The 13,466-nt window shown below is 42.8% G+C and carries 10 protein-coding genes; 6 read left to right on the top strand and 4 right to left on the bottom strand.

Annotated elements, in window-relative coordinates:
- From IQ229_RS23605 to IQ229_RS24965, 5 genes are all read left to right on the top strand, one after another.
- Positions 1–181 (top strand): hypothetical protein (locus IQ229_RS23605; protein WP_228012932.1); only part of this gene is annotated, 181 nt, incomplete at its 5' end.
- Positions 182–235: 54 nt separating this feature from the next.
- Positions 236–2,263 (top strand): transketolase, encoded by a 2,028-nt coding sequence (tkt, locus tag IQ229_RS00700; protein WP_194040387.1) that lies wholly within the window; start codon positions 236–238, stop codon positions 2,261–2,263.
- 121 nt (positions 2,264–2,384) lie between these two features.
- The gene (locus tag IQ229_RS00695) at positions 2,385–2,678 is read left to right on the top strand and encodes a hypothetical protein (RefSeq protein WP_194040385.1); all 294 of its coding nucleotides are present in this window, start codon (positions 2,385–2,387) and stop codon (positions 2,676–2,678) included.
- Between the two features lie 5 nt (positions 2,679–2,683).
- Entirely contained in the window at positions 2,684–3,094 is a 411-nt protein-coding gene (locus IQ229_RS00690) for a type II toxin-antitoxin system VapC family toxin (protein ID WP_194040383.1), read from the top strand.
- A 60-nt stretch (positions 3,095–3,154) separates the two neighbouring features.
- On the top strand, positions 3,155–3,394 hold the full coding sequence (locus IQ229_RS24965; protein ID WP_457852495.1) for a hypothetical protein: 240 nt from the start codon (positions 3,155–3,157) through the stop codon (positions 3,392–3,394).
- Between the two features lie 572 nt (positions 3,395–3,966).
- Here the strand turns inward: IQ229_RS24965 and IQ229_RS00685 are convergent.
- From IQ229_RS00685 to IQ229_RS23600, 3 genes are all read right to left on the bottom strand, one after another.
- On the bottom strand, positions 3,967–4,356 hold the full coding sequence (locus IQ229_RS00685) for a DUF1499 domain-containing protein (RefSeq protein ID WP_194040381.1): 390 nt from the start codon (positions 4,354–4,356) through the stop codon (positions 3,967–3,969).
- Positions 4,357–4,390: 34 nt separating this feature from the next.
- Positions 4,391–4,594, bottom strand: coding sequence for a hypothetical protein (locus tag IQ229_RS00680; protein WP_194040379.1), 204 nt, complete (start codon positions 4,592–4,594; stop codon positions 4,391–4,393).
- A 132-nt stretch (positions 4,595–4,726) separates the two neighbouring features.
- Positions 4,727–9,847: a putative Ig domain-containing protein gene (locus tag IQ229_RS23600; protein WP_228012927.1), complete on the bottom strand. Its 5,121-nt coding sequence runs from the start codon at positions 9,845–9,847 to the stop codon at positions 4,727–4,729.
- A gap of 402 nt (positions 9,848–10,249) precedes the next feature.
- Between IQ229_RS23600 and IQ229_RS00640 the strand changes: the two genes are divergently transcribed.
- Positions 10,250–11,398: an alanine--glyoxylate aminotransferase family protein gene (locus IQ229_RS00640; RefSeq protein WP_194040377.1), complete on the top strand. Its 1,149-nt coding sequence runs from the start codon at positions 10,250–10,252 to the stop codon at positions 11,396–11,398.
- A gap of 531 nt (positions 11,399–11,929) precedes the next feature.
- Here the strand turns inward: IQ229_RS00640 and IQ229_RS00635 are convergent.
- Positions 11,930–13,357 (bottom strand): hypothetical protein, encoded by a 1,428-nt coding sequence (locus IQ229_RS00635; RefSeq protein WP_194040374.1) that lies wholly within the window; start codon positions 13,355–13,357, stop codon positions 11,930–11,932.
- Between the last annotated feature and the right edge of the window lie 109 nt (positions 13,358–13,466).

Below are 13,466 nucleotides of genomic sequence, written 5' to 3'. Positions count from 1 at the left end.
CCCAATGCCCCATGCCCAATGCCCAATGCCCAAAGTATCAGAAATATCATTCCGATATAACTTAAGCGTTCAGCATGACCCAATTATCTGCTTGATTTATCACCAGAAACTCAGGAGATCCCGCTTGTCCATCGACAAGCGGGAGTGGGATGATGAGGATACTGTGGGGAATCTAAAATAACCCCAGCAAAAGAAGCTACGAAGAGTGCTAACCCGTCGTTAAAAACAAGAGATTATGACTGTTGCAACCCAATCCGCCAAAGAACTGTCCCTCGAAGAACTTTGTATTAACTCGATCCGCTTCTTGGCTGTTGATGCCGTAGAAAAAGCAAAATCGGGACACCCAGGACTACCAATGGGCGCGGCTCCGATGGCTTTTGTCCTCTGGGATCGCTTTATGAAGTTTAATCCCAAGAATCCCAAATGGTTTAACCGCGATCGCTTTGTCTTATCTGCCGGTCATGGCTCGATGTTGCAGTACGCCCTGCTTTACTTGATGGGCTACGACAGTGTAAGCATTGAAGATATCAAGCAATTCCGTCAGTGGGAATCCAAAACCCCTGGACACCCCGAAAACTTCATGACTCCAGGCGTAGAAGTCACAACTGGCCCCTTGGGTCAAGGAATTGCTAATGGAGTTGGTTTAGCGATCGCCGAAGCACACCTTGCCGCTAAATATAATAAACCCGACACCAAGATTGTTGACCATTACACCTACGTAATTTTAGGTGACGGTTGCAACATGGAAGGGATTTCTGGTGAAGCTTGTTCTTTCGCAGGACACTTGGGATTAGGTAAACTCATCGCTTTGTACGACGACAACCACATTTCCATCGACGGTTCCACAGATGTGGCATTCACCGAAGATGTTTCCAAGCGCTTTGAAGCTTACGGTTGGCACGTTCTGCACGTTAAAGATGGCAATACCGATTTAGAAGCGATCGCCAAAGCAATTGAAGAAGCTAAAGCTGTCACCGATAAACCATCAATGATTAAGGTGACAACCACCATCGGTTACGGTTCCCCCAACAAGCAAAACACTGCTGGTATTCACGGTGCTGCTTTGGGTGGAGACGAAATAGCCTTGACTCGGAAAAATTTGGGTTGGGAATACGAGCCTTTTGATGTTCCACAAGAAGCCCTCAACCACACACGCAAAGCAGTTGAGCGCGGTGCAGGCTACGAAGACGAATGGAACAAAATCTTTGCCGACTACAAAGCTAAGTATGCCCAAGAAGCGGCTGAATTTGAACGCTACCTAAGCGGCAAACTCCCCGACGGTTGGGATAAGGTACTACCTACCTACACCCCAGAAGACAAAGGACTACCCACCCGTAAGCACTCAGAAACCTGCCTCAACAAACTAGCGGCAGTTTTACCTGAATTGATTGGTGGTTCGGCTGACTTAACTCACTCCAACTTGACCGAAATCAAAGGTAAGGGCGACTTCCAAAAAGGGCACTACGAAAACCCTAACATCCACTTTGGTGTGCGGGAACATGCTATGGGCGCAATCTGTAATGGTATAGCGCTGCACACTTCCGGATTAATCCCCTACGGTGCTACCTTCTTGATCTTCACAGACTATATGCGTGCTGCCATCCGCTTATCCGCCCTTTCTCAAGCTGGCGTGATTTGGGTGATGACCCACGATTCCATTGGACAAGGTGAAGATGGCCCAACACACCAACCCATTGAAACTTTAGCTTCCTTGCGAGCTATTCCTAATTTATTAGTGTTTCGTCCCGCAGACGGTAACGAAACCTCTGGCGCTTATAAAATAGCGATCGAGAAAGCGAAGGAAAACGCTCCCTCTCTGTTGGCGTTCACCCGTCAAAACGTTCCTAACTTGGCAGGTACATCAATTGAGGGCGTAGCCAAGGGTGGATACACCGTGGTGGATAGCGAAGGTACACCTGAAATTATCCTGATTGGTACTGGTTCAGAATTGAGCCTTGCCGTCGGCGCAGCTGAAAAACTTAAGGCCGAAGGTAAGAAAGTTCGTGTTGTCTCGCTACCTTCATGGGAACTCTTTGAAGCACAGGATGCGGCTTATAAAGAGTCAATTTTGCCGAAAGCTGTCACCAAGCGTTTGTCTGTAGAAGCTGCCGCTAGTTTCGGTTGGCACAAATATGTGGGTACTGAAGGTGATTGCGTTAGTATCGATCGCTTTGGTGCTTCGGCTCCAGGCGGTGTTTGTTTAGAGAAGTTTGGTTTTAGCGTTGATAATGTGTTAGCTAAGGCTAAACAGTTGTTGGGTTAATAGCAACAGAATATTCTCAAAATTTTGTGAGGTGGGCTGAAAGGCCCGCCTTTTTTTGCATAGAGAAGGGCTGAGGAGATTGTTTATAATTAAGATAATTATTTTATGAATGGAGGGAATTATGCGAGAAGTTGCTAATTATCATCAAGAACTGAGTAATCGCATATCACTAATTGTTGAAAAGCTAATAAAAGGTAATAGTTTATATCAAGTTAAGTTAAATAAACAAGAAATGATAGAAATGTTGGTAGAACTATTTGGGCAGCTTTCATCAGAAGATATGAGAGCTATTAACGAGCATGATCTGACACGTAGAATTGATAAGGTTCTTGTTTTAGAAGCGGTTTCTGGTACGTTAAATGATTTGACCCCAGAGCAAATCAAAATGTACGATGAAGCAGTCAAGCGAAAATAGATAAAGTGACTTATTTATTAGATACAAATATTGTTAGTTACATTTTGAGGAGAAATGCAACTGTTAGCAGGAAACTACGGGATGCTAATCGTTCGGGACAAGAAGTTTTTATCAGTTGTATAACTTATTATGAGGTTAAAAGAGGACTCTTGTATGCAAATGCTACAAGGCAGCTAGGGGATTTTAATCAGTTTTTTAGAAAATATGAAGTTTTATTCCTGGATGATATAGAAATTATTGAGAGAGCATGTGAAATCTATGTGGATTTACAACGTAGAGGTTGGAAGATACAAGAACAAGATATATTGATAGCGGCTACAGCGATCGCACGCGGATTAACTCTGGTTTCTAATGACTCTGACTTGCTGCGAGTTGAAGGACTAAGCTTGGATAATTGGCTATCAACAGATTCTTAGAAATAAGAGCTTTGGCAAATAGATTTTAAGCTAACTATTAATGATTATTTACTGAACTATATGACTTATTTTGACAGTGCATACACTCTAGAAGAACTTGAAAAATTTATTAATTATCAACCTAGATTAACAAAACTTCATATTTACGATTGCCGCGATGTGGAATATTTACCTGATAGCATTGGCAATTTCACAAGTCTAAGGGAACTAGAGATTTGTGATTGTTATTCGCTCAAAGAAATACCAGACAGCATAGGAAAGTTGACAAATCTTGAGAAACTACGAATACGAGGTTGTTAGGGAGCATCCACTTCTGGCGGATCGCCCTGCGCTAAGGCGCACGCTACGCGAACAGACTAGAAGTCTGGGGCTATACAAACTAAACCCGCCTGCGCGGGTTTCAGAGAGTCCGCGTAGGCGGACTTCGTTTGTGTAGCCGCGATTTCCAATCGCCCGGTGTTTCTTCCAAAAGTGGATGCTCCCGAATGCGAGTAGGTAAGTGCAGAGAATGCGGCAAGATTACTGAAACTAATACAGCGAGTCCGATAGCAATGATTAATCGGGGTCGAGAGTCAAAGTTTTTAAATAAATTAAGTTTCACAAAGTATTGCGATCGCAGAGTTTAACTAATTCGTAATTCATAATTTTCGGTGAAAAACTATACCACATTACACAATCGCCATTTTAGATTTTACTAGGGTCTGAATCCACATAAATAGATGAACAAAAATATTTACAACCATTGCAAACTCAGTGAATCAATCCAATCTTTTGCGAATGTTTCACTCGTAATGACATTGTGTAATTAATTTTGTCCAACTACTTCTTTATCTTCCTAGTCTTTAATTTCCAGCCCTGAGTTCAATTAAAAATTATTTGAACTTGGCTCTAATCGTCTCTATTCGTTTACGATTAACACCCAAATCGCTTTGACCTAAACGTGAAGCTGAACGCACATGGATAACATTGGCAGTCCGGTCTAGATAGAATTCTACATCATCCACAAATCCCAGTAAAGCACTTTTAAATTCTGCATATAAATAATCTTTATTTTCGGTAATGATTTTGGTTCTTGGTAAAGACTCAATAATCTGTTTGAGATTAGTAATCGCTTCTTCTAGAGTAGATGTAAAAGTTAGTGGTGCAATTTGGTGAGATGCATCTGTACTCTGACTAGAAACGCAATTGGGGGAATTAGGGCAGGGTGCTAATTTACCGTTGCTAATACCTAAATTATTTGGTCGTTTGCCAGCAAAAACCATAATTATGTCTCCAGGTGAGTGAATAAATATACTCTCACACATTTGTTGGAATCACTGTAATATTTTGCTGTAATCGCATCTTCTGGCAAATGACAGATTCACTAAAACATCGGCGATGCGATCGCTCTTTATGACTCAATACGCTTGAGTTAGTGCCAAAAAGCTTAAGTTGTGTAGGTTGGGTTGAGGAACGAAACCCAACATTTTCATAGCTTTGTTGGGTTGCGCTTTGCTTCACCCAACCTACACTTTTTTCTTAACCCAACCGTATTGCTTTATGACTCATATTTGACTTTTTTATAAAAAAGCCTGTATTCATTGTTCAATAAAGCTTACAGGCTATATTACACCTATACCAAGTTACTTCAGACTAGGCGATACTCAAATTAACTCGGACAATCAAATCGTTGTAATCTCGATCGCCGCCATTAGCCAAATCCTCAAAGCCAAAAGCGTTATTCCCTAACAGACGAATATGATCTGCTTGGTCAGTGTTAGCGCCCAAGAAGGAAAAGTAAACCGCCGGATCGTTATTGGGATTGCTATCAAGAATTGCATCAGCCCCAGCATTAACAATGATAAATGGTACGAAAATAGCACCAGGTTGGAAAGTGCCTGTAAAACTTGCTGTACCTTCGTTAGCCACACTCAAATCAATACCAGCGACACGGTTACTAATAGCAGCTTGAGTATAACTTGCCTGTCCAACCAGCACATCTGCTGTACCATCGCCATTGGTATCGATACCACCATTCTCATCAGTTATCTGATAAAAGCCGACAAAGTTATTAAAAGCTGCTTCTCTATGAACTACAAATTCGGCTTTCACTAATTGTTTCACATCCCGTAAATCAATTAGTTCGGGTTCATATTTTCCTTGAAGACCAGTACCTACAGGTAGGTCTTGGTCTGTTGCTGCAATGTTGACAACCAAATTCTGAAAATTGAGAGAGAACCCTGTATCGTCCACATTCGTATCCGAGGAAAAAAGCACCTGAGAAAACGGGGTTTGTCCAGATAGCACCGCCTGAGTAGTGCTGCTACGGATTAAATAAAATCTTAGGTTGCTCTCAGAGTTGAATTCCAGTAACCTGCTTAGGTCAGTGGGATTAAAACCATTGGGTAGTTTGGCAAGAGATGAAAGAAGCAGTGTTGCCCGTTGGAGAGCTAGTTCGGTGTAATTTGCAGCACCAGGAGCTACGCCATTAACCTTACCTTCTGCATCGTCAACGACAAATACACCCAGTTCATTGACTTCTTCAGAGGTGTTGCTTTTAATCTTGACTGAGAGTTTGGCTTTTTCACCATTAACTTGATTTTTGATCGTAAAGATATCACCTGTAATTCTTGTGAGTAGGCTGATTGATTCAGTCTCAACAGTAATTCCTTGAGCAACGGTGAGTGCAAACACATCACTGACTTCAGCCCCAACCGAATCTTTGGCGGTAACTTTGATGTTCAAGCTACCCAAGTTATTATTTGTAGGAACGCCGCTGAAAGTAAGCTTATTAGGATTGAAGCTTAACCAACTGGGTAGTGGGCCGCCGTTGTCTAAGGTAGCAGTGTAGGTTAGGGTATCTTCAATATCTACATCGCTAAAGGTGTTTTCAGGGATGGTGAAGTTAAAGGTAGTTTCTGCCGTAACTTTTTGGTCAGCGATCGCTCGATCTACAATTGGTGGATTGTTAGCTTTAGCAATTGTGAGTGCAAATACATCACTAACTTCAGCAAGAGCCGGATCTGTGGCGGTGACTTTAATATTCAAGCTACCCACATGATCATTCGTAGGAGTGCCGCTGAAGGTAAGCTCATTAGCATTGAAGCTTAACCAACTTGGTAGTGGGTCGCCGTTGTCTAAGGTAGCAGTGTAGGTTAGGGTATCTTCAAGATCCACATCGCTAAAAGTGTTTTCAGGAATGGTGAAGTTGAAGGTAGTTTTTGCTGTAGCTTTTTGGTCAGCGATCGCCCGATCTACAAGTGGTGTGCTATTGAACTTAGCAACTGTCAATACAAACACATCACTGACTTCATCCCCAGAAATATCTTTAACAGTGACTTTGATATTCTGATTACCCAAATTCTCCATCGTCGGAGTACCACTAAAATTCTGGGTAGCAGAATTAAAAGTTAGCCAACTGGGCAGTGGCTCGCCGTTTTCGAGAGTAGCAGTGTAGGTGAGGCTATCGCCAGCATCGATATCAATGAAAGAATTTTCTGGGATAGTGAAATTAAACTGCGTATTTATCACTACCTTTCGATTAGCGATCGCCTCAACTAACTCTGGTGCATCGTTAACGTTCTTAACAGTGAGTGCAAAATCATCGCTGACTTCAACTCCAAAAATATCCCTAGCAGTAACTTTAATGTTGAAGTTACTCACATCAGCATTTAACGGAGTACCATTAAAGGTTTTGGTAGCAGCATTAAAACTCAACCAACTAGGGAGTGGATCGCCGTTTTCGAGAGTGGCAGTGTACGTGAGAGTGTCGCCAGCATCGACATCAATGAAGGTATCTTCTGAGAAAGTGAAATTGAAAACCGTGTCTTCTGTTGCTTCTTGGTTTGCAATTTCGTTCACTACCTCTGGCGCATCATTAGCGTTCTTAACAGTGAGTACAAACACATCACTGACTTCAGCAAGAGAAGTATCTGTAGCAGTAACTTTAATATTCAGACTACCCACGTCTGCATTTAAGGGAGTGCCACTGAAGGTTTTAGTATTAGCATTAAAGCTCAACCAACTCGGCAGAGCATTGCCGTTTTCCAAGGTTGCAGTGTAGGTGAGATTATCTCCAGCATCGATATCAATGAAGGCGTCTTCTGAGAAAGTGAAATTGAAAACCGCGTCTTCTGTTGTTTCTGGATCTGCAATTTCATTTCCCACCTCTGGCGGATCGTTAGTGTTATTAACGGTGAGTACAAAAACATCACTGACTTGAGCAAGAGCTGGATCTGTGGCGATAACTTTAATGTTGAGGCTACCCACGTTTGCATTCAAGGGAGTGCCACTGAAGGTTTTGGTTGCAGCATTGAAGCTTAACCAACTGGGGAGTGGATCGCCGTTTTCGACGAGAGTAGCAGTGTATGTGAGACTATCGCCATCGATATCAATGAAAGTATTGTCTGGGATAGTGAAGTTGAAAAGTGTGTCTTCTGTTGCTTGTTTATCTGCGATCGCCTGAAATAGCTCTGGCGGATCGTTGGTGTTGTTAACGGTGAGTACAAAAACATCATTTGCTTGGGCGCCAGCAGTATCTTTAGCAGTAACTTTAATGTTGAGGCTACCCACGTTTGCATTTAAGGGATTGCCACTGAAGGTTTTGGTCGCAGCATTAAAACTCAACCAACTGGGGAGTGGATCGTCGTTTTCGAGAGTGGCAGTGTAGGTGAGAGTGTCGCCAGCATCAACATCCTTAAAGGTGTTGTCTGAGATAATGAAGGTGAAAACTGTGTCTTCTGTTGCTTGTTTATCTGCGATCGCCTGAAATACCTCTGGCGCATCGTTGACGTTCTTAACGGTGAGTACAAAAATATCACTGATTTGAGCAAGATAAGTATCCGTAGCAGTAACTTTAATGTTGAGGCTACCTACATTCTCATTTAAGGGAGTACCACTGAATGTTTGAGTAGTATCATTGAAGCTTAACCAACTCGGTAGAGAGTCACCGTTTTCGAGAGTCGCAGTGTAGGTGAGAGTGTCTCCAGGATCTGGATCTTGGAAGCTATCTGAGATTGTGAAGTTGAAATTTATGTCTTCTGGAATCTCTTTGTCTGCGATTTCCTTCACTAGCACTGGATTTTGGTTAACCCTGTAGCGTGCCACAGCAAAGTTATTGGCGCTTACTCCCGCGACTATTATCGTACCATCGTGTTGGGTAAGAGCATAAGCATTATCAATAGTATTTATGCCGATATCAGTAGTGATAATGCCAGCAGTACCAAAGCTGGTGTCGAGACTACCATTGCTGTTGTAACGTAAAACAGCAAAGTTATTTTTACTCGAACCCGCCACAATAATTTTGCCATTAGCTTGCACGCTAACGCTGTAGGCTATGTCAGTACCGCCCAAATTAGTGATGACCTTGCCAGCAGTACCAAAGCTGGTGTCGAGACTACCATTGCTGTCGTAACGTACCACAGCAAAGTTATTATTACTCACTCCTACTAACAGAATCTTGCCATCGTCTTGCACGCTAACGCTGTAGGCTATGTCAGTACTGCCCAAGTTATTAATAACCGTGCCAGCAGTACCAAAGCTGGTGTCGAGACTACCATTGCTGTTGTAACGTACCACAGCAAAGTTATTATTACTCACTCCCGCTACCAGAATCTTGCTATCGTCTTGCAGGGCAATGCTTCTAGCAATGTCGGTACTGCCCAAGTTAGTAATGACCTTGCCAGCAGTACCAAAGCTGGTGTCGAGACTACCATTGCTGTTGTAACGTAAAACAGCAAAGTTACTATTACTCACTCCCGCTAACAGAATCTTGCCATCGTCTTGCAGGGCAACGCTGTAGGCTATGTCACTACTGCCCAAGTTATTAATAACCTTGCCAGCAGTACCAAAGCTGGTATCGAGACTACCATTGCTGTTGTAACGTACCACAGCAAAGTTACTACTACTCACTCCCCCTACCAGAATCTTGCCATCGTCTTGCAGGGCAATGCTGTAGGCTATGTCAGTACTACCCAAGTTAGTAGTGACCTTGCCAGCAGTACCAAAGCTGGTGTCGAGACTACCATTGCTGTCGTAACGTACTACAGCAAAGTTATTATTACTCACTCCCCCTACCAGAATCTTGCCATCGTCTTGCAGGGTAATGCTGTAGGCTATGTCAGTGGTATTAGTACCAATATCAGTAGTGACTTTGCCATCACTATCAAAGCTGTCATCAAGAACTACAGGTAGAATTGAAGCGTAGGCTGTTATTACTTCTTGCCCAAACGCTAAACGAGGAACAATAGGTGCTGTAGAAACCTCCAGTTCCCAGTCACCACCTAATGCAGCACTCCCTGTCAAGTCATCAGAGGCAGCTACTACTGCACCTGTCAATTCGCTCAGACAGCGTATAAACAAGACACCTGGCTCGTTTTGAGCGACTTTGCAACCATACAGCAGTAGTTGTGCATCTTCACCCAAAGCATTTGCCCAACCCATAAGTTTGGCTGCGTAATGATTGAGTGTTTCGTTGTTGAGTTGACTGTTTCCCAAATAGATGCACCCAGGTGCGCCGTGGGAAACAATGTGCAGACTATTGACTCCCTGATGAGACTCCAGCACTTGACTAATTTGCTCAATGCCATCTTGGTTGGCATCTAAAACTACAACTGAGGTATCTGGTAATACACCCATTACCAAACTTTGGTAGTCATCAACCTGTGGGTCAATAAAAACTAGACGAGTAGGATACAAGTCTAAAGTTGGTTTAATATTAATGCTGTTAGATATTTTGTGTATAGTAAAGTTTTTATTGCTACTATGCTTTATCATAATTGTCCAAGAGTAAATCCCTGATATTCAGCAAAAATGAAACTTTTTGCAGATCATTTCTTGTAGTTGCTTTCACTTTCAATGTAGGAATAAAATAAATCCTTTCCCTCGGTAAATCCACCAGTTTAATTAATGAAGATTTAGAAATTTTGGGCATAGAAAGTAGCTGAAACTTTTGATCAAAAAACTCAGTACATATTTACATCCCGACGTTGCATATTTGCGGGATGATTTAGCAACGTCCAAATTGTCCCCCAGTTTCCCCTGCTTGCCTCAATTCATACCACTGTTCTGCAATGCCCTATTCCCAGATTTCTTGTTCCCTCCCTACACAAGTAAGTTCAGGAATCAAATCGGATTCCTATATGATCCGGTAAGTATCGTCTAAATGAAGAGAGATTTATGACGCAAACAATTTCAATTAACGACTCCGGGCGCTTGCAACTCACACCGCTAGAAATCCCATCTCGTCTGCTGTTAGGGCCAGGGCCATCTAATGCCCATCCCACAGTTCTCCAAGCGATGAATACTTCACCCGTTGGGCATCTTGACCCAACTTTTCTCGCACTCATGGATGAAATTCAGTCATTGCTACGCTATGTATGGCAAACAGAAAACTCACTTACCATTGCAGTCAGCGGTACGGGAACGGCCGCAATGGAAGCAACCATCGCCAATGCTGTAGAACCCGGTGATGTAGTTTTAATTGGTGTAGCTGGTTACTTTGGTAATCGCCTCGTGGATATGGCTGGACGTTATGGCGCTGATGTGCGAACCATTACCAAACCTTGGGGACAAGTTTTCAACTTGGATGAACTCCAAACTGCCTTAAAAACTCATCGTCCTGCTATCTTAGCTCTAGTTCATGCCGAAACTTCCACCGGCGCACGTCAACCCTTGGAAGGGGTCGCTGATTTGTGTCGTGAATTTGGCACTTTATTATTAGTGGATACGGTGACAAGTTTGGGCGGTGTCCCCTTGTTTTTGGATGCTTGGGGAGTTGACCTAGCTTATAGTTGTAGCCAAAAAGGGTTAGGTTGCCCGCCTGGTGCTTCTCCTTTTACAATGAGTGCGCGTGCAGTTGAGAAATTGCAACAGCGGCAAACGAAAGTTGCAAACTGGTATTTAGATATGTTGTTGCTGGGTAAGTATTGGGGTGCTGAACGCACCTATCACCACACAGCACCGATTAATTTATACTATGCATTGCGGGAAGCACTACGTTTGCTTGCAGAAGAGGGATTAGCAAATTCCTGGCAGCGGCATCAAAAGAACGTAGAATATCTCTGGGAAGGTTTAGAGAATTTAGGACTGAGTATGCACGTTGAGCAAGAGTATAGATTGCCAACGCTTACCACTGTCCGCATTCCAGCCGGGGTAGATGGTAAAGCGATCGCTCGGCAGTTACTCAATGAACATAATATTGAAATTGGCGGTGGTCTTGGCGAACTTGCTGGTAAAGTTTGGCGCGTCGGATTGATGGGCTTTAATAGTCGAAAGGAAAGCGTTGACCAACTTTTAGCAGCACTACGGCAGGTTTTACCTAAGTAGCTTTGATATATGGTGCGTTAGCAGTAGCTTAACGCACCTGAGAAAAAGAGCATCGGGCTAATACCATTTTGGATTTTAGATTTTAGATTTTAGATTGTGAAACATCCATTGGATAAGTGTTTCAGTTTTCCATCTGTCGCAATCATTTTTCAAATTGGTATAACTTTACTGCGAGAAAAAACCAACAACTAGCAGAGGCAAGAGTATTAAGACAGATACAATCAAAACGAGGGTTGCCGGTTCAACTTTAATGTGGTTATTTTGGGGATCGCGCATTTGGTACTATCTCGAACAATAAATATATTAACCAAGCCTAAAGGATGGTTACTTTTTTTCCAACCCCAATGAGGTTTAGAAGTGTAAACTTTTTAGCCCATCAGCTTATTTGTTCCAAGGCAATTTAGTCCCCATTTCAGTTAAAGCTGAGAAGATAAGATAAAGAATGAGTAACCCAGCAGCCGCAAAGAAAGCGAGTAAATCGTTATCCATAAATGGCCCACGCTAAAACTTCGCTAATCATAGCGGAATCATTTAATCTTTAGCATTTTTCTGAGTCTGCAATCTTTGATCTTCTGGGTGCAAACTGTACCAGCCATACCAGTGACGAACTGCTAGCCAAACCGCTGAAAGCAAACCCGCTAAACTAAGGGTTAGTCCGCTAAACGGTACTAATAATCCAAAAATAGGTAGCACTGCTCCAGCAATAGTGGCGACGATCGCAGCCAAGGAAGCACTGCGGCTAGCTCCCAATCCCCATGTTAAAATTAGTAAAATGATGGAAATTAAAGTCCAAGCCAACTGAGCATTGATAACGCGAGCTAGATAGGTCAAAGTCAACAGACAAGCAAAGAAAATACTACCAGCGATCGCAATATTTCTAAAACTCATTGGCAGTGACAAATATAACAATAATATCCACCACAAAAATATTGCTGGTGCTAGCAATAAAAGCCGCGGAATGATCCCCGTGTGACGAATGGGTTCAGTATTGGTAAAGACTCCAAAGGGATTTTTGACTGAAACATTATCGTCAAATATCCAAGTAAATTGAGTACTGCGTCCGTTAACTTTAATCTCATTCGGTACAACACCACTAGCAAAATCAGCCGGGGCAAAGTTAGCAATTGCTGTGAGGCGAAAATTAGAAAGCAACTGTCCCGTTGCACTATAAACCCAGCGAGGCCCGCCTTGAGCCTGATAGGTAACTCGAAAGGTAGTTTCTTCTCCTGGTTGCAGCTGGAAGGGAAAGCCATAGTCTCCCGGATTAGTTTGTTGTAGCCTAGTACCGTTACGCTCTACTTTGTAGCTAGCAAGCAGTGTGTAGCCATTAGGTGGCGGTGTTTCAAAGAAAAAATTATTAATATCCTTGAGTTGGTTAACTACTTTATAATCAGCAGTGTAATTTACTTGATAAATTGAACTGCGGCCTGGAACATCTACACTTTGGTCAAGCTTGACTTGAATTTGCGAACCAGCCAACGTTAAGAAGCGGTTGATTTGTCGTGTCTCATTTACCTTGACAATTTTGCCATTGACTTGAGTGTTATAGGAGTATGGCTCTTGAATCGAGTAGCGGACTTGAGGCGCAAATTGTTCGAGTTTTTCACCTGCGACACTTTCAGCTACTTGAGCCACCTTTGTTTGTTCCCAGTAGTGATAACGATTGCTCAAAGTCGAACAGAGAAAAAATCCCGGAACTAACAGGACTAATACTAGAGTTAAATGCTGTAATCCCCGCAGCAGTTGGGAATAACGAACAGCCCATTCACCGATGAATATAAATTGTTCCGGCTGGCTGCGACGCAGAGAAAAACTGATAAGTGCGATCGCAACTCCCAAAGCTACGACCAAAAATACTAATAACAGTGAAGCTTTGAGCGCCTGGGTTCCAAATTGAACAAGCTCAACTGGATGCGTCAAATCGGGTAATCCGGGAATACCTTGAGCAGAAGATGACATGGTTGATTTTTGCAGAATTTGGAGAACCAGACCGATAAATTCTCTTAAAAGTTTCTGGATAATAGTTTTATTTGATACGCAGACAGTTTGAAGAAGTGCTGCGTTGGCG

This window comes from Nostoc cf. edaphicum LEGE 07299, assembly GCF_015207245.1.
In the GTDB taxonomy this organism is placed as follows: Bacteria; Cyanobacteriota; Cyanobacteriia; order Cyanobacteriales; family Nostocaceae; genus Nostoc; species Nostoc edaphicum_B.
This window is presented reverse-complemented; position numbering and strand designations above follow the sequence as displayed.